Consider the following 17,018-nt stretch of genomic DNA (forward strand, 5'->3'; position numbering starts at 1 on the left):
TTGGCGCCGCTACGATCCACGATGTCTCCGCAGCGCCAACACCTTGGTCGCGCGATATGCCATCGGTATCGCGCTGCTTTTCTGTTGTTTCAATGCGCTTGACAATTAATGCCCCATTACGGAAGGGGGGGTAACAGCATTGGGCGAGGCTGCGTCGGTATCGGCGGACGCAACAACTGGAGTTTCAGGGGTTTCCACGCCTTGGGTGAGCCCATCTGACGGATGCGTGCTGGCCGGTTTGGCGGCCGGGACATCGTTGTTCTGCGATCGGGCAGCCTTGGGCATGAAGACCAGAAATGGCTCGGTCCGGTGGGTCGGACTCGGGGATCTGGCTTGCAACTCCGGTCCGATCTCGGGCGGATGCGAAGTGGTCTCATCCAGAGCAGCAGGATGGCGATTACTATCGGCGGATTTGGGTGGTTCATGTGAACTTTCGTCGCTGCCATGCGAGGCGTTTTCGGTCGGGCGCCCGGATCTGTCCGACCCGTTTCGCACAGCGCCGCCCGTTGGATTTGCGAGTGCGGCCAGTACGGCACCGAACCGCGTTGACCCGACCGAATCCTGCATCATGGGCAAGGCACGGAGCGCTTGCTTGCCGGCGGATCCGGGTATGGCGGACAGAACTAGATTCTCCATCACGTGCCTTTCTGATTGCGGCTCGGCCCCTGTTATGTCCGCTTTTGGTTACCGTATGTTTACCGCGATCATGTTTTCTGACGAGAGATTCCAAAGGAGGCGACATGACACTTTCGATCCAAAACCCGACACACTTGCCCGGTGTAACCACCCAAAATGGCCGTGACCTTGCCCTGCGACGAGCGGCAGAACAGCTTGAATCCGCGTTTCTATCAGAAATGCTGGGCGCCGCCGGACTGGGCAAATCGCGCGAGGCATTCGGAGGGGGCGCCGGAGAAGAGCACTTCGCATCATTTCTGCGCACAGCCCAGGCCGATCATATGGTGCAGGCCGGGGGGATCGGTCTGGCCGAAAGATTGTTTCAGGCTTTGAAAGGGGACAAACATGTCAGTTGACCGCGCGGTCGCTCGGCTGGAACGGTTGTTGCAGGAGGAACGAATTCTTCTGTTGCGCGGCGATCTGCAGCGTCTGGGCCCGTTGGTTCCACGCAAGGAGAAATTGCTGCGCGCCCTGATGACGGGGCCGGATGATCGGCCGGGGATTGCGCGGCTGCGTGCCTTATCCGACAGAAATCAGACATTGTTGCAGGCGGCCCAGCGCGGCATCGGCGCGGCGCGTACCCGGTTGGATCAAATTGCCCGGGGAACGCCGGTGGGCACATACAGTCGGACGGGAGAGAAGATTCAGATCGCCCGCCCGGTGCAAACTCTCCAGCGGCGGGCGTGATCCGCAGCCGGTCCGGGACAACAGGCGAAATTCGCATAAAATCCCGGTGATTTCAAATTCTTGAGTTAGGAACTTGTTAGAGCATTACAGACCAATGTGCCCTTGTCACCAGAAAGGTGATCACTTGGCCCGCGGGATTGCTTCGCACATGGCCGGGTATCGTCAGAACGACATTTCATCCGCCGGTCCATTCCGGAACGGCCCTGCTCCCGGGTGCAAAAGCACCGACATAGTCAAGGAACAATGATGTCCAGCATTCTGACCAACATCGGCGCAATGGTCGCGCTGCAAAGCCTCAAATCGATCAACTCGGGTCTGTTGAAGACGCAGAACGAAATCTCGACCGGCAAATCCGTATCCAACGCCAAGGATAATTCGGCGATCTGGGCAATCTCGAAAGTCATGGAATCCGACGTTCAGGGGTTCAAGGCGATTGCGAGCAGCCTGTCACTGGGTGAATCCACCGTCGCGGTGGCCCGCCAAGCCGCTGAAACGGTCACCGACCTACTGACAAAGATGAAAGACAAAATCGTCGCGTCTCAGGAAGCCAACGTCGACCGGGACAAGATCCAGGCTGACATCACGGCCCTGCGCGATCAGATCGGTTCAGTCGTGGGTGCCGCACAGTTCAACGGGCTGAACCTGCTGTCCAACAACAAGACCACGTCCACTTATACCGCTGCGGGACGCGTCGACGATACGGGTGTTGTAAACGTACTGTCGTCGATTGATCGGTCCGGGAAATCGGTCAAGTCCAGCGATATCGCAGTGAACAAGCAAGATCTGTCGACCAAGGTGGGGACCAAGGGTGCGCTGGTTCTCGCCGCCACAGCCATGACAGCAGCCGGCACCGCAACCGCGAACGGCGCGGCATCGGCCACTTATACCATCAATGGCGAAACGACCACGCTCGGACGGACCAAGGCCGTGATGGCGGGCGACAGCTATGCCTTTCAGATGACGATCTTCGACAACGCCGGCAACGGAACACCCTTCGCCCTCGCCGCAGCCACCAAGCAGGAAGCGCTGTATGTGGCCAAGGACGGCGACACCACGGCGGATGTGGCCAAGGGTATGGCTGAAATGATGCAGTTCCGTCTGGCCGAGCAGGGGCTGGAGAATTCTTATTCCGTTTCGGTGGACGGCAATAAAGTCAGTGTGACCAACAATACCGCCACCGCAATGGTGGCAGCGGCTGTGGGCAACCTCGACATGGACGCTGGCGGCGCCACCAGCGGCGGTCTTCATGCGTTGAGTGAATTCGATGTGACCACTGGCAAAGGTGCCAGCGCGGCACTGGTCGGAATCGAATCGCTGATCCAGACGGCAGTCGACTCGGCGGCTTCCTTCGGCTCTGTCGCAGGCCGGATCGAAACCCAGGCGAAATTCGTCAGTGGCCTGACCGACGCACTGAAGGCCGGGATTGGCACCCTTGTCGATGCCAACATGGAAGAAGCTTCGGCCAAGTTGCAGGCGCTTCAGGTGCAGCAGCAGTTGGGCGTTCAGTCGCTGTCGATCGCCAATCAGGCACCGCAGTCGATCCTGTCGCTGTTCCGGTAAACGCGAAACCGGCGGAGGCGCCACAATGGCGCCTTCGCCCCATCGCCGGAATTTCGGCCCCTGACACAGCCCGCCCGGGAAGGGACATCACTTGAACGCCTTTCAACTTGCCAAAACGGCCTATGCCCCCGTGCATGCACCGCTTCGCAGCGCCCAGACCAACGAATACGACGCATTCGTCAAGGTGACATCGGCCTTGAAACAGGCCACTGCCCACCACGATGTCGTCCGGGCAATTCACGACAACCGCAGTCTTTGGACGCTTCTGGCCGCAGACGTTGCGGATGGCGACAACCAGCTGCCAAAGGCCCTGCGCGCCCAGATATTCTATCTTGCCGAGTTCACTGATCAGCACAGCCGCAAGGTTCTGAATGGCAAAGGTACGACCGATGCGCTGATCGACATCAACGCCGCCATCATGGGTGGCCTGCGCCAACAGCGTGAGATCTGATGTCCGGTCTGGTTCTCAAGCTTGGCCCGAACGAGCGGGTATTGATCAACGGTGCGGTCATCGAAAACGGCAACCGGCGCGGACGGCTGAATATCGTTACGCCCGGCGCAAGCATCCTGCGTTTGCGCGACGCGCTTCACCCTGATGAGGTGAACACACCGGTACGCCGGGTCTGTTACATCGCTCAACTTGTTCTGTGTGGCGAGGCGGATGCAGCCGATGCGCGTCCGCAGTTGTTACGCGGAATTGAACAGCTGAGTCAGGTTCTGACGGACGAGGAGAGCCGCGAACATCTGAGCCACGCGACGGACTCCGTGCTGGCCAGCCAACATTATTTTGTGCTCAAACATCTGCGCATGCTGTTGCCACGGGAAGAGCGATTGATGGCAGTGGCCGTGTCATGACGTTTCAGCCGGTCGTTCCGTTCTCTGGCGTCGCAGGCTGGTCGTTTCTGCAACGCACCCGCGATCTCCAGCAACAGGTCTTTGAAGGGTCGGCCCGCCTCACGCGAAACGTTGATCACTTTCGCGATAAGATCGCCGGTATCACCAGCGCAGAGGACCTGGTCGAAGACCGTCGGCTGCTTGAGGTCGCGCTGGGCGCTTTCGGGCTGGATGAGGATATCAACAATAAATACTTCATCGAACGTATTCTGACGTCCAGCACGACCGATACTGGCTCGCTTGCCAACCGTCTGTCGGACAAGCGATATCTGGCGATGGCCAAGGCTTTCGGCTTCGGCGATGTCCTGGGGCCTCGCAACGGCTATGTCGATTTCGACGAACAAATTGTTTCTGCCTATCGCGACCGGCAATTCGAAATTGCTCTGGGTGACACGGCACCGGCTATGCGCATGGCGCTGGGGTTGGAGCGTGATCTGGGCGATATCGCAAAGCGGCAGATGTCGGACAACGCCAAATGGTTTACAGTTATGGCAACGTCCCCGGTACGCGCCGTATTCGAAGGTGCATTGGGAATGCCGGCCAGTGTCGGTGCGCTTGACCTTGATCGGCAACTGATCGAGTTCCGCACCCGATCCGAACGGTTTTTTGGCATCTCGGAAGTGAGCGATTTCAACACCCCCGAGATGCGTGAAAAGCTGATTTCCCGATATCTGACGCACGATCAACTGACCAATGGCAGTACCGGGATGAGCCCACAGAGTGCGGCGCTGGCCATCTTGCAATCTGGTCAAACCTTCGGCTGAGCCGTAAGAGCCCGCCGGATTTCGCGCTGTGCCGCCCCCTCATCCGGGCCGTGCATGCTGCCTGTCAACGGACTGTCCGCCTGCGGCACCTCTACTTTGCAGTACTGCACCGCCGGCGCGTGGATGCACCACGGTCAGAATCTGCGCCAGACGTCGGAAACTGGCAGTAATTCCATCGTTTTCACGCTCTGTCACAAAGGCGTCAAGCTGCGGCCAGACCTTGATTGCCGTGTCGATCTGCGGATCCGATCCGGCGGCATAGAGCCCCGATTGGATCATCAGTTCGGCCCGTTCGTAGGCACCCAGAAGGCGCCGTGCCTCGCCAAGCAGGGAGTTTTCCTCGTCGCTGGCCGCAACTGGCAGGGCGCGCGACACTGAACGCAGGACATCCACCGCCGGATACCGCCCACGTTCTGCGATCCGACGATCCAGAACGATATGGCCGTCAAGAACGCCGCGCAGGATGTCGGCGACCGGTTCATCCATATCCGATCCGGCCACCAGAACGGTGAAAACTGCCGTGATGTCACCCATTTCGCCCATACCGGGTCCGGTCCGTTCACAAAGCGTCGTAATGACTGAGGAAGTCGTGGGAGGAAAACCGCGCATGCTTCCCTCTTCGCCGCCAGCCAGTGCAATTTCTCGGTGCGCATCGGCCAACCGAGTGATAGAATCGGCCAGCAGCAGCACATTCTTGCCCTGATCGCGAAAATGCTCGGCCACGGTTATTGCCGCGTAGGCACAGCGCCGCCGCAGCGCGGCAGAGCGGTCAGACGTTGCGGCGACAATCACGCTGCGTGCCATCCCCTGCGGACCCAGAACCCGGTCGATGAATTCGCGCACCTCGCGGCCGCGTTCTCCGATCATTGCGATCACCACAACGTCCGCGGTCAAATTCTGCGCCAGCAACGCAAGTATGGTCGATTTGCCTACGCCAGATCCGGCGAACAGCCCGATGCGCTGGCCGCGCACCAGGGGCAGCAAAGTGTTGAACACACGTAACCCGGTGTTCAATCGGGCACCCAGGCCGCGGCGGCGCGTTGGGTTCAGCGGTCGGGCGGATAGACGTCGGGCGGTCGGACCGGGGAGAATCGGCAAGTCGTCCAGCGGTTCGCCATAGGGATCGATCACACGTCCGATCCAGCTGTCGTCGGGCGAAAGCATGGCCGCACCCAGCAGCGCGACGGCGGTGCCCAACCTCAACCCCTCGGGTGTGGCATCGGGCAGCACCGTCATTCTGTCACCGTCAAGTCGCAGTACTTCACCGCGAATCGGGCCGTCGATTCCGTTTATACGCACCAGATCGCCCATCGCGGCATTTGCCGATAGGCCGCGAACAATGATGCGTCCATCCTCAATTGCGACGATCCGGCCCAGCGGGCGCGACAGAACCGTGGTCTCAACCACGCTCAGAACATTTTCGAATCCGATGCCGGCCATTCTGACCTCCGTTTGATGCTGCGAACTCTTTGTAAAGGAATCAGGGTTAAGCCTTTGTGAGCACCGACGAGGGAGAAGCCCCGATGTTTCAGAAACTAGAATTAATGCAGATGTCCCAGGCGATGGCGCGCCATGCGGCGCAACGCCAGACGTTGGTGGCACGCAATGTGGCCAACGCGGACACGCCGGGATTTCGCGCCCGTGATTTGGTGGATTTCGCCGAAACCTATCGTGTGTCGGGGCCTTCCACCGCGTTACTCACCACGCGGGCGGCACATCTTGTGCCTGCGGAACGCCAGGGTGGGTTCGACAGCATCGATTCGGGTGCCGAAGCCTCTCCCAGTGGAAACACGGTGTCTCTTGAGGATCAGATGATCAAATCGGTCGAACTGCGTCAGCAGCACGACATGGCAATGGCGATCTTTGCCAAGGCGCGCGACATCCTGCGGGCCAGCATCGGTCGCGGTAATTGAGGGGGGCGGGTCGATGAACGATCTCTTCCAAACGCTCAGCCTCTCGACCAGCGGCATGCAGGCGCAGGCAACTAGACTGCGCCATGTCTCTGAAAATATTGCCAATGCCGATACACCGGGATTCCGGCGAAAAACGATCAGTTTCGAAACCGCCCTGCGCGGGCCGGTCGACGGGATGGTCGAGGTAGGTAAAGTCAGGCTTGACCAGTCCGCACTCGTACAGGTTTTCGACCCCGATCACCCGCTGGCCGATGCCAGTGGCAACTACGAAGGATCGAACGTCGATCTGATAATAGAAATCGCGGACGCCCGTGAGGCACAACGCAGTTATGAGGCAAACCTTAAAGTCTTCGATCAGGCGCGGCAGATGTCGCAGGGCTTGATCGATCTGCTCCGCCGGTAAAACCGGCCGAAACCAATTTAACCAAAAAGGATATCCAGAATGGAAATCAATGCGTTGGGCGCAGCCCAGTCCTATGCCTCGGCCCGCCCGGCAACATCGCCCGATCCCGCGGGTGCCAGCGGCGCCTTTGCTGCACTGGCACAGGATTTTCTGACAACGATGCAGGCCGGAGAGCAGGGTGCCATCTCTGCGATGACCGGCCGTGCCGATCCGGTTTCGATGGTTCAGGCGCTTGCCCAGACGGAACTGGCGATAGAGACCGCGGTGACCGTACGCAACAAAGTGGTCGAGGCCTATCAGGAAATCCTCCGGATGCCGGTGTAAGCCCATGGACGAAGCCGTTTTTTTCGACACGTTGCGTGAGGGTCTTTGGGTGGCCGTGGTCGTTTCGACCCCGATCCTTGCGGTGGCTCTGGTGGCCGGACTGACGGTCGGGCTATTTCAGGCCCTGACCTCGATCCAGGAAATGACGCTGACGTTCGTGCCAAAACTGATTGCGATCGTGATCGTGTTCTGGATGACGATGGGTTTCATGACCCAGACGCTGGTGTCGTTCTTTGACACCCGCATCGTGCCGATGATTTCGGGAGTGTGAGATGGAAAATGCGGTCTACACCAGCCTGACCCGGCAATCCGGGCTGATGCGCGAGATGCAGCTGGTGGCAAACAATATCGCCAATCTGTCGACAACCGGTTTTCGCAAGGAAGGCGTCGTGTTTTCGGAGTTCGTCGAGCGCCTTGACCGAGGCGATCCGTCCCTGTCGATGGCCGCGGCCCGTGTCCGTACCACGAGTCAGTTGCAGGGCGTGCTGAGCCAGACCGGCAGTGTGTTTGATTTCGGAATCGAAGGCGAGGGCTATTTCTTGATCGAGACTCCCGAAGGTCAGGCATTGACCCGGGCAGGCAGTTTCACGCCATCAGCCGAAGGCGAACTGGTGACCTTTGATGGTTATCGCTTGCTCGACGGCGGCGGTGCACCGGTCTTTGTTCCTCCCGGTTCGCGCGACGTTGCCGTTTCGCCCGACGGCACGCTCAGCGCGGATGGTCAGCCATTGTCGCAGATCGGCCTGTGGCAACCGGCCAATGAAAGAGACGTCACGCGGCGCGACGGCGTGTTGTTCACGCTTACCGCAGCACCCGAGCCGGTCGAAAACCCGAAGATCCTTCAGGGGTTTGTCGAAGCATCGAACGTCAACGCCGTGGCCGAGATTTCACGAATGATCCAGGTTCAGCGCGCCTATGAATTGGGCCAGGGATTTCTGGACAAAGAGGATCAGCGGATCCGCAACGTATTGAGCACTCTGGGTCGCTGACCCCGAAGCCGAAAGGAGAAACGACATGCGCGCCTTGCAGATTGCCGCCACCGGGATGAGTGCCCAGCAGATGCGGGTTGAGGTGATTTCCAACAACCTCGCCAACATGAGCACGACGGGATACAATGCCCGCCGCGCCGAGTTTGCCGATCTTCATTATCAACAACTCAGCCGTGCGGGCACGATCAATGCCGCTGACGGAACGCAATTGCCCACAGGCGTGCAATTGGGATTAGGTGTTCGGCCGGCCTCGGTCAGCATGAATGTGGCTCAAGGCTCGCTGACCCAGACGGGCGGCGATCTTGACGTTGCCATCGAGGGTGGCGGATTTCTTGAGGTCACGCTGCCGTCTGGCGTTTCCGGCTATACCCGCGATGGCGGTCTGAAGCGGTCGGGTGACGGTCTGATCGTGACCTCGGATGGGTTTCCTGTGGTGCCTGACATCACGATTCCTGCCGATGCGCGCGCGATTTCAGTAAACGGCGCGGGCGAAGTATATGCCTATTTCAACGATCAGGTCGAACCACAACTGCTCGGCAGTTTCACCCTTGCTGCGTTTACCAACGTCAAAGGTCTGGAAGCGATGGGTTCGAACCTGTTTCTCGAAACGCCCGCCTCTGGCCCGGCGCTGGTCGGAGAACCGGGGACTGATGGGCTCGGTACGCTGCGTCAGGGATATCTGGAAAACAGCTCGGTTGATGCGGTGCGCGAGGTCACACAGCTGATCGAGGCGCAGCGCGGGTACGAATTGAATGCCAAGGTGATCACCGCCGCCGACCAGATGCTGGGCGCAACGACGCAGATCCGATGATCCGCCTTCTGCTTCTCTCCACCCTGGCCGCGGCGCCGGTCGCTGCCGACACTTTGGTCGCTGCGCGCGCAATCCGGGCACAGTCGGTTATCATGCCTGAAGATTTGGCACTGATTTCTGGTGATGTATTGGGTGCGCTGGGCGACCCCGCCGACGCGCTCGGGCTTGAGGCGCGTGTGATGCTTTACGCGGGGCGGCCAATTCGCGCCAATGATCTAGGCGCTCCGGCCGTGATTGAGCGCAACCAGATTGTGGTCGTCCACTATCGCAACGGGCCGGTGATGATCGCGATGGAGGGTCGGGCGCTGGCCCGCGGCGCGGTCGGGGACCGGTTGCGGGTGATGAACCTGGGTTCACGCTCCACAATCAGCGGCGTCGTCACCGAAGATGGCCGCCTTGAAATGACCGATCTGTTGCAATGATCCATTCCGCCATTCTCCGAGGACGACCCATGCGCCATTCCATGATCCTGTTTCTTGTCCTGACCGCGTCCTGCGCACGCCTTGAAGACGTCGGGCGAGCGCCCGAATTCAAACCGGTTGAAACAGGATACGAGGTCAGCGCGATGGCCAATCCCGGCCTGCCCGAGACCGTCGAGATTCCGCGCGAGATTGATCAGGCCTCGCTTTGGAACAGCGGGCGCAGATCGCTGCTGGGCGATCGCCGCGCCGAAACCCGGGGCGACATCCTAACCGTCGTGATCGAGATCGATGATCGCGCCGAAATTTCCAACTCCAGTGAACGATCGCGCAGCGGAACGGAAAGCCTTGGCGTCCCGTCCCTGTTCGGTCTTCCACAACGGATCGACGAACGCCTGCCAGCGGGCGCGTCGATGGCCGATGCGGTATCGGCCACCTCGAGCAGCGCCAGCAGCGGCGACGGATCGGTGCGCCGACGTGAAAAGCTTACACTACGCGTCGCGGCAACCGTGGTGAACGAGCTGCGCAACGGCGTGCTGCAAATCCAGGGTTCGCAGGAGGTGCGGGTTAATTTCGAACTGCGCGAATTGATTGTCACCGGTTATGTCCGTCCTCAGGATATCTCGCGTCAGAACGAAATTACCTATGACAAGATCGCGGCGGCGCGGATTTCCTATGGCGGGCGCGGCCAGATCACCGATGTGCAGCAGCCACGCTATGGCCAGCAGGTCGCCGATATTCTTCTTCCGTTCTGAGGGGCCATGATGCTTGGGAAACTGATACCGATTGTACTGGCGGTGGCGGGATTGGGTGCCGGAGTCGGCGCGGGAATTGCACTGCGTCCCCATGATGAACCGGCGCACGACAAGGCGGCGGACAATCCCTGTGGCGATCCCACAGCGGCGGCCATGCCCGCGCAAGCACCGGAAAAGGCCAAGATCAACGGGGAGTTTGTCAATCTGAGCAATCAGTTCGTCTTTCCTTTGGTTGAAGGTGGCGCGGTCGCGGCGCTGGTTGTCTTGTCCCTGACACTTGAGGTTACTCCGGGTCAGACCGATGCGGTGTACCTACGTGAACCCAAACTGCGCGACGGGTTTCTGCGCGTCCTGCTGGATCACGCCAACTCGGGAGGGTTCAACGGAGCCTTCACGGCCAACAGCTCCATGGACAAGTTACGCAATGCGCTTCTGGAAAAGGGTCGGGAGGATCTGGGCATGGCGTTGATCGACGTTCTGATTCTGGACATCAACCGACAGGACAACTGAACCGCGTCAGCGTTTCTTGTCCCTGTCGTGACGTTCCTCCAGCGTGCGCAACGCCTCGGCCCGGCCGAAGGATTGGCGCGCGCGTTGCAGATATGCCTCACGGGCGACGGCCAGATCTGCCATCTGCCGTTGCAGCCGTACCAAGACCCCGGCAATCCAACGCTCCCACATCACATCGGATCCCGACATGCGGGACGGATCAAGCTCGGCCGAACCGGCGCGGAGACTTGCCTCGGCGCGCACCCGGTCGATTTCGGCCTGGATCGTGGCCATGCGTGCGGCGATCGCGCTGAGCCCCTGAAGATCGGCGTCGCGCTTCATTGCAGCCAGCGTGGCAAGGCGGGTCAGATCGCCGCGGTTCATCGCTTCCGTGCCTTTGCGCGCATAGTCTCGGCAAATCGGATTGCGACGGCGACGGCGGCATAGTGATCGGGTTGCACCTCGTCCCCGACCCGCATCAGGGCGTGCAGCAACCGGGCTGTAGACGGATCGCTGTGCAAGGGAACCCCGGATGCGACCGCGCGTTCGCGAATGCGGGCAGCGATTTCATCGACGCCCTTGGCCACGCACAGCGGCGCCCGCCCCTTTGCACGATCCCATTGCAGGGCGACGGCAAAGTGCGTGGGGTTCACTATCACCACATCCGCCTTGGGCACGTCTGCCAACATGTGATTGGTCGCGATGTCATACCCTTTTTGCCGCCGCTGTTGTTTCATGTGCGGGTCGCCTTCGGATTCTTTCGACTCGTCGGTCAAGTCCTTGTGTGACATGCGGTTTTTTCGCAGATGTTCTGCCCGCTGCCACAATGCATCAATGCCGCCGATGCAAAACGCGACCAGCACCGCCAGCAGGCAAAACCGGAGCGACAGTTCAAGAAACAGAGTGACCACCAGATTGGGGTGCAACGCGACCGATCCGAGGATCTCGGGCAGCCGGTCATAGAGAAAGACCCCAAGGATCACGCAGTAGATGACCAGCTTGACAAAGCTCTTGGCAAACTCGAACAGCCCGTTGCGCCCGAACTTGTTCTTGAAACCGGCCAGTGGCGATATCCGGTTCAGCTTTGGCTGAACCTTGGAAAGTGTCACGGTAAAGCTGCGCTGTGCGACGACGGCCAGAATGGCCATGGTTGCGGGAAAAATCGCCCAAGGTGCCATGTCCACGGCAAGATCGCCCAGAATATTGCCCATCAGGGCCAGTCCGCCGCCAGCAGACATCTGATGTGCATGACCGTCGGCACGGGACAACAACGACGATAATGTCTGCGCCAAATGCGACAGTGAGCCCGGACCCAATGTCGTCGCTGCGAGGACAAAGCCGGCATAGGCGGCGGCGGTGATCAGATCAGTGGATCGGGGCACTTCGCCCTTGCGGCGTGCATCGTCCAACTTTTTGTCGGTCGGCTCGTGTTGCTTGTCGTCGTCCTCGTCTCCGCTCATGGCAAAGGCCGGAACGGATCGGCAAGAAAGCCGTCAAAGACGCCGGACCAGACTGACAGGATCGACGGCATCGCCAACGCCATCAAGACAAGTCCGCCTGCCGTGATCGCCGGCGCCCCTACGAAGGCAACCATCAGTTGTGGCATCGCCCGGTTAATGACCCCCAGCGCGAGATTATAGACAAGCGCGGCCGCGATGAACGGCGCAGCCAGCGAGAACGCCAACGAAAATGCCCGGGCAACCTGCGCAACACCCCATGGCATAAGATCACCTGCGCTCGGAAACTGCCCCGGCGGCAGGATGTCATAAGACAGCAGAAACAGCATCACCAGTTTCACGTGCAACCCCAGCATCGCAGCCAGTGCAAGACCACTGACAGCCATGATATGCCCGATGGCGGGCAGCGGATCTGCGGCATGGCCGCCAAAAATCTGCGCCAGTGAGGTTGCTTGCGCCGCCATCGATCCCGCCATCTGCAACGCCAGAATGAACAGACGAAGAGCGCCCCCCAGGGCCAGTCCGGCAACGGTTTCGGTGGCCAGAAGCAAGCCGGGGCTGGGCGGAATGTCAAATTCGGGCATTCGCGCCAAGGCACCCGGTGCCACGATCACCGTCAAGGAAAGCGCCAGCACCAGCCGAACACGCATTGGCACCACTTGTTCTCCGAAAACGGGGAGCACGACCGCCGCTGCACCGACCCGCAACAGCACCAGAAATCCTGCGGCCAGCCAGGACTGCACCTGAGTCAACGTCTGCTCGGCCAAGTCCATCATGCGCCAACCATCCCGACAAGGGACGGACGCGCGTCGGTTCCGATTTCCTCGAAGGACAGAACGGGGTTGGCGATGCCCTGGGCTGACATCACCATGCGCAGGAAGCGCCGTCTTCGAGATGATGTGATCAAGGCAGGAAATATGCCTGTTTCGCCCACTTGGCCGATCTTTTCCGAAATCGCACCGGCCAGCCTGTTGAACGTGTCAGGCGGAAGGGCAACGTCGACCATGCCGGTCTCGGTGGGAACCTCATGCGCCGCAAAGGCGTCTTCCCATTCCGGTGCGAGTTGCAGCAGGGGCAGTGTGCCGTCAGGGCGGCGCAGCTCGGCCACCAGTTGGAATCCCAACCGCTGCCGCACGTGTTCACAGATAGATTCGGCGGTCGAACGCGCGCCGCGTGATTCTGCGATCGACTCGAGAATAAGCGGCAAATTCCTGATCGAAACCCGTTCGGCAAGCAGCAACCGGAGCACGGACAGCAACAGATCGACCGGCACCTTGTCGGGGACAAGTTCATCAAGCAGGCGCCGGTTCGCATCAGAGCGGGCGGTGTCCGACAGGCGGGTGAATTCGTCAAGCAAACGGCGCAGCGCCTTGAGCGTCATCAGGCGCGGAAAATTCTGTTTCATTATCTCGAGCAAGTGGGTGGCCAGAACTTCGGTCGGGGTGACGGTCGTCAGACCTCCCAGTGCCGCTGCATCCTGTGCGTCCGGTGCGATCCAGCGGGCAGGCGCGCCATAAACCGGCTCACTGACATCTTCTCCAGGCGGCAGGTCGGTCTCTCCATCCGAGATCAGTGCGAGGATGCGGTGGGGCTCCAACCGGTTGCGCACCTGTTCCACCCCATGAATGCGCATGACATAAGTGCCGGGTGGCAGCGCGGCATCGTCGGTCAGACGTATTTCGGGCAGGATCAGGCCATAGACCGAGGCGACATGCCGCCGCATATTGCCGATCCGTGCGTCCAGTCCGGTCGCAGGGTCCAGGACCATCGGGACAAGATCGGGGGCAAATTCCAGATGGATATCGTCAAGGTCAAGAATGTCCCCCATCATCGTATCAGTCTTTGGTTCGCTCGCCTCGGGCGGGTGGACCTGCGCCGCCGCTTCGGCGCGGGCCCGGCGCCCGGCAAAGAATGCGGCGACGCCCAAAGCGATCCCGCCCGTCATGAAGGGCAGGAATGGCAGGCCGGGAAACAAGGCGAACAAAATCATCAAGGACGCGACTGTGGCCAGCGCGGCGGGATACCGGCTGAGTTGGGCGAACAGCGCCCGATCGGTCGATCCGGTGTTTCCGCCGCGTGCCAGCAACAACGCTGAAGCGATCGAGATGATCACCGCCGGAATCTGGCTGACAAGACCATCACCCACAGTCAGAATCGCATAGGTTTCGAATGCGCGGCCCATCGGCATGTCATGGGCAACGATGCCAATAATCAGCCCCATCACCAAGTTCAGCAGCGTGATCAACAGCCCTGCGACGGCGTCGCCTTTGACGAATTTCGATGCCCCGTCCAACGATCCGAAAAATGTGGTTTCCTGCTGTTCGCGTTCGCGTCGGGCTTTGGCTTCGGTATGGTCGATGGCACCCGCGCTCATGTCGCTGTCGATGGCTAACTGTTTTCCCGGCATCCCGTCCAATGCAAATCGCGCGCCGACTTCGGCCATGCGCGTTGCGCCTTTGGTGATGACAACAAAGTTCACGATAAGCAGTACGCCGAATACGACAAGACCCAGAAACAGGCTCCCGCCCATGACGAACATCGCGAACCCCTCGATCACCTCGCCCGCGGCGGATGTCCCTGTGTGGCCCTCACCGATAATAAGCTTGGTCGACGATACGTTCAGCGACAGGCGCAGCATCAAAGACGCAAGGAGAATGGTCGGAAACGCCGAGAAATCAAGCGGTCGCTCGATGAACAACGTTACCGTGAACATCAAGATTGCCAGTCCGAAAGATGCCGTCAGTCCGATGTCGAGAACCCAGGCTGGCATCGGCAGGATCATCATGACGATGACTGCCATCAGGGCCAAAGCCAGCAAGATTGTCGGTTGAAAGAAAGTACGCAGTGTCAGACCGGGCATCGCAGACCCCTGTCACACGTCGAAAGGAATGCGTATTCCGGTTCGCTGTGCAGTGGCTGTTGTCCTTTGTTGAAACGATCACTCACACCGTGTGAAATATTCGTGAAATCGTAGTATTTAAAAACATAACAGGCATTCAAGATCGCGAAATCTGGCATTAACGCTGTTAAAGATGGCGATGTCCCGAGTCGTTTGCTCAATTGTCTGGTCATTCGCGATTCCCGCTTCACAATCACATTCTGTGACAAATGTGATTATAGTGCGGTGGCCTTTACAAATCGTAACTGTGCGATGTCATCCGCCATTGCCAAGTATTGCGCGCAAGTTTTCTCGGACGGCGCGACTTTCGCTCAGCAATTCGCGGTTGCGGGCCAAGGTGCCTGCGCCGATCGCTGTGGTGGTTTCGGCTTTCGATTCTAGTTTGGTAGCAACCTCTGGCAACGCGTTCATGTCCCTGGCTCGCCCACGAAGATTCTCGGAAACCTTATCGCTTAGACCCGCTAAATAGCTTTCAGCGATCAGTGGTTTACCGTCGAGTAACGCAATCTCAGCCAGAACCCGGCGTTCGTCGGCGTCAGGGATGTCTGCCCTGTTGCCCAAGGTTTCCCGCGCTTGCCGTGACAGGCCAAGCTGCGCGAGTCGTGCGGCCACTGAAAGGCGCGCGGGATCGGAGAGTGGTGTCATCTCGATTTCACGAAGTGCGATCCGCAAAAACTCTTCATCGTCGCCTTCCCGGGCGAGCGTGTCGAGCGTCTGGACGCGATAGGCCGCGAATGTCTCATGATCCGACGCGTCATTACTCATTGAGGCGCGGGCCAATAAAAGCGCGTCATCGAAACGTCTTTCGTGGATCATGGCACGCAGGATCATAACTGTCAGGTTCTGCGCATCTTCAGTTCCCTCTATTTCGAACACTAGGGCGACAGCGTCGTCAAGTAATTGCCGATCGACAGATAAAGTGTCGTCGATCCGCGCTTCGATCAGCTTGGCCAGAGCGTCAGCAGCCTCAACTGACCGCGACGCTGCGACCTTGGCAAGGTTGGGTTCGGCTTTACGGCGATCCCCTGCGGCAAGATCGATTTGTGCGGTGATCAGATTGCCGGTCGGATCGTCAGTGGAGCGCCCGCGTAGAATTGCGTTACGGATTGATAAGGCTGAGGCTTGGTCGCCTTGGGCCAAGAACTGGTCGGCGAGGCGCGGTCCAAGGTGTGCCCGCAGGTGAGGTGGGAAACCTGATAGGCTGCGGACAACCGACTGGGCATTCAGATCGGCCAAGCGGGCAGTTGATCCGACAGCAAGCACTGCCCAAAGCGGGCCGGCCCCCTGACACGACAGTTGTGTCGCCAAACGCCCGGTCGGGATCGTCTTTTCCCCATCGATCAGCATGGCGAATTCCCGCAGGATTCCACGATCTGCGATTTCGCCCTCAAATCCATCGATCAGCGCTTTGGCTTCGGCTCCAAAGGAAAAATAGATCAGTCGTTTGGCAAATTCGGCATAGGCCGTGCCGTCTGGTCGGTCGTGGGGATCGATAAGCGCCATACGTTCTGCGCCAAGACCGTCCCCGAGTGTTTCGGGCGCAAACCATGTGCCAATATCCACCATATCTGCGGGTAGACAGGGCTGTTCGGACTGGCGGCCTCTGACTGGGCCGCTCATATCGCGGTCGATCCGCGATTCAATGCGAATGTGATCTGCCGCGTCAATCCGGGCATCTGTCGCGTGAGGCATCTCGAGCTCTGGCCTATGGGGTAACGTGCTGCGTTCATCTGCGGCACGAATCCGATCCTGTTGGGCGGAATCAAAGGTGATCAGACCTTGGGATGCGGCGCGCGCGGCCTGTTCCATTAATGCGGTTCTGGCCCCGTGCCCCCGAGCCAATACTTCCGCGTCGGGCAATCCGGTTGGGGAATTGGCCGCCAACGGTCCAAGTCGGGGGGGGCGTGGAGCATCGGGAAAAATCACCGGCAAAACACCGGGCAGCGGGGCGGGTACGCGATCAGGACCAGAACTCGGAA

21 protein-coding genes are annotated in these 17,018 nt (G+C 59.8%); 15 read left to right on the forward strand and 6 right to left on the reverse strand.

Annotated features, from left to right (window positions below; all coding sequences use genetic code 11):
• Positions 1 to 740 precede the first annotated feature (740 nt).
• The 6 genes from FQ320_RS11880 to FQ320_RS11905 all read left to right on the forward strand — a co-directional run bounded on the left by FQ320_RS11880 (position 741) and on the right by FQ320_RS11905 (position 4,580).
• Entirely contained in the window at positions 741 to 1,031 is a 291-nt protein-coding gene (locus FQ320_RS11880) for a rod-binding protein (RefSeq protein ID WP_148472498.1), read from the forward strand.
• A complete protein-coding gene (locus tag FQ320_RS11885; RefSeq protein ID WP_148472500.1) occupies positions 1,021 to 1,362 on the forward strand; it encodes a hypothetical protein in 342 nt (113 codons plus the stop codon). The genes FQ320_RS11880 and FQ320_RS11885 overlap by 11 nt, the downstream gene beginning before the upstream one ends.
• A 246-nt stretch (positions 1,363 to 1,608) precedes the next feature.
• On the forward strand, positions 1,609 to 2,922 hold the full coding sequence (locus FQ320_RS11890; protein WP_148472502.1) for a flagellin: 1,314 nt from the start codon (positions 1,609 to 1,611) through the stop codon (positions 2,920 to 2,922).
• 91 nt (positions 2,923 to 3,013) lie between these two features.
• The gene (flaF, locus tag FQ320_RS11895) at positions 3,014 to 3,373 is read left to right on the forward strand and encodes a flagellar biosynthesis regulator FlaF (RefSeq protein WP_148472504.1); all 360 of its coding nucleotides are present in this window, start codon (positions 3,014 to 3,016) and stop codon (positions 3,371 to 3,373) included.
• Positions 3,373 to 3,777, forward strand: a complete 405-nt coding sequence (flbT, locus tag FQ320_RS11900) for a flagellar biosynthesis repressor FlbT (RefSeq protein ID WP_148472506.1) — start codon at positions 3,373 to 3,375, stop codon at positions 3,775 to 3,777. The genes flaF and flbT overlap by 1 nt, the downstream gene beginning before the upstream one ends.
• Entirely contained in the window at positions 3,774 to 4,580 is an 807-nt protein-coding gene (locus FQ320_RS11905; protein ID WP_148472508.1) for a DUF1217 domain-containing protein, read from the forward strand. The genes flbT and FQ320_RS11905 overlap by 4 nt, the downstream gene beginning before the upstream one ends.
• 39 nt (positions 4,581 to 4,619) lie before the next feature.
• Here the strand turns inward: FQ320_RS11905 and FQ320_RS11910 are convergent, their stop codons facing one another.
• Positions 4,620 to 6,020: a FliI/YscN family ATPase gene (locus tag FQ320_RS11910; protein WP_148472510.1), complete on the reverse strand. Its 1,401-nt coding sequence runs from the start codon at positions 6,018 to 6,020 to the stop codon at positions 4,620 to 4,622.
• Positions 6,021 to 6,103: 83 nt separating this feature from the next.
• On the opposite strand from FQ320_RS11910, the gene FQ320_RS11915 reads away from it, so the two are divergent.
• From FQ320_RS11915 to FQ320_RS11955, 9 genes are read left to right on the forward strand one after another with little or no spacing between them, the layout of a single operon-like run.
• On the forward strand, positions 6,104 to 6,493 hold the full coding sequence (locus FQ320_RS11915; protein WP_148472512.1) for a FlgB family protein: 390 nt from the start codon (positions 6,104 to 6,106) through the stop codon (positions 6,491 to 6,493).
• A gap of 13 nt (positions 6,494 to 6,506) precedes the next feature.
• Positions 6,507 to 6,896 carry a flagellar basal body rod protein FlgC gene (gene flgC / locus FQ320_RS11920; RefSeq protein WP_148472514.1) on the forward strand — a complete coding sequence of 130 codons (390 nt, stop codon included), beginning with the start codon at positions 6,507 to 6,509 and terminating at the stop codon, positions 6,894 to 6,896.
• 39 nt (positions 6,897 to 6,935) lie between these two features.
• Entirely contained in the window at positions 6,936 to 7,220 is a 285-nt protein-coding gene (gene fliE, locus FQ320_RS11925; RefSeq protein ID WP_148472516.1) for a flagellar hook-basal body complex protein FliE, read from the forward strand.
• A 4-nt stretch (positions 7,221 to 7,224) separates the two neighbouring features.
• Positions 7,225 to 7,491, forward strand: a complete 267-nt coding sequence (fliQ, locus tag FQ320_RS11930; protein ID WP_148472518.1) for a flagellar biosynthesis protein FliQ — start codon at positions 7,225 to 7,227, stop codon at positions 7,489 to 7,491.
• Position 7,492: 1 nt separating this feature from the next.
• Positions 7,493 to 8,209 (forward strand): flagellar hook-basal body complex protein, encoded by a 717-nt coding sequence (locus FQ320_RS11935; RefSeq protein ID WP_148472520.1) that lies wholly within the window; start codon positions 7,493 to 7,495, stop codon positions 8,207 to 8,209.
• A 25-nt stretch (positions 8,210 to 8,234) separates the two neighbouring features.
• Positions 8,235 to 9,020 carry a flagellar basal-body rod protein FlgG gene (gene flgG / locus FQ320_RS11940; RefSeq protein WP_148472522.1) on the forward strand — a complete coding sequence of 262 codons (786 nt, stop codon included), beginning with the start codon at positions 8,235 to 8,237 and terminating at the stop codon, positions 9,018 to 9,020.
• A complete protein-coding gene (gene flgA, locus FQ320_RS11945; protein ID WP_370513059.1) occupies positions 9,020 to 9,442 on the forward strand; it encodes a flagellar basal body P-ring formation chaperone FlgA in 423 nt (140 codons plus the stop codon). Before flgG ends, flgA begins: the two co-directional genes overlap by 1 nt.
• Positions 9,443 to 9,471: 29 nt before the next feature.
• A complete protein-coding gene (gene flgH, locus FQ320_RS11950) occupies positions 9,472 to 10,194 on the forward strand; it encodes a flagellar basal body L-ring protein FlgH (RefSeq protein ID WP_148472525.1) in 723 nt (240 codons plus the stop codon).
• 9 nt (positions 10,195 to 10,203) lie between these two features.
• Positions 10,204 to 10,704, forward strand: a complete 501-nt coding sequence (locus FQ320_RS11955; protein WP_148472527.1) for a flagellar basal body-associated FliL family protein — start codon at positions 10,204 to 10,206, stop codon at positions 10,702 to 10,704.
• A 6-nt stretch (positions 10,705 to 10,710) separates the two neighbouring features.
• Here FQ320_RS11955 and FQ320_RS11960 read toward each other — a convergent pair whose 3' ends face one another.
• The 5 genes from FQ320_RS11960 to FQ320_RS11980 all read right to left on the reverse strand — a co-directional run bounded on the left by FQ320_RS11960 (position 10,711) and on the right by FQ320_RS11980 (position 16,731).
• Positions 10,711 to 11,067: a hypothetical protein gene (locus tag FQ320_RS11960; protein ID WP_148472529.1), complete on the reverse strand. Its 357-nt coding sequence runs from the start codon at positions 11,065 to 11,067 to the stop codon at positions 10,711 to 10,713.
• A complete protein-coding gene (locus tag FQ320_RS11965; RefSeq protein WP_148472531.1) occupies positions 11,064 to 12,143 on the reverse strand; it encodes a flagellar biosynthesis protein FlhB in 1,080 nt (359 codons plus the stop codon). The genes FQ320_RS11960 and FQ320_RS11965 overlap by 4 nt, the downstream gene beginning before the upstream one ends.
• Positions 12,140 to 12,916, reverse strand: a complete 777-nt coding sequence (locus FQ320_RS11970; protein ID WP_187393877.1) for a flagellar biosynthetic protein FliR — start codon at positions 12,914 to 12,916, stop codon at positions 12,140 to 12,142. Before FQ320_RS11970 ends, FQ320_RS11965 begins: the two co-directional genes overlap by 4 nt.
• Positions 12,913 to 15,000 carry a flagellar biosynthesis protein FlhA gene (gene flhA / locus FQ320_RS11975; protein ID WP_148472533.1) on the reverse strand — a complete coding sequence of 696 codons (2,088 nt, stop codon included), beginning with the start codon at positions 14,998 to 15,000 and terminating at the stop codon, positions 12,913 to 12,915. The genes FQ320_RS11970 and flhA overlap by 4 nt, the downstream gene beginning before the upstream one ends.
• A 294-nt stretch (positions 15,001 to 15,294) precedes the next feature.
• Positions 15,295 to 16,731 (reverse strand): lipopolysaccharide assembly protein LapB, encoded by a 1,437-nt coding sequence (locus FQ320_RS11980; protein ID WP_148472535.1) that lies wholly within the window; start codon positions 16,729 to 16,731, stop codon positions 15,295 to 15,297.
• Positions 16,732 to 17,018: the final 287 nt, after the last annotated feature.

This window comes from Oceaniovalibus sp. ACAM 378 (assembly GCF_008085915.1).
GTDB lineage: Bacteria > Pseudomonadota > Alphaproteobacteria > Rhodobacterales > Rhodobacteraceae > Oceaniglobus.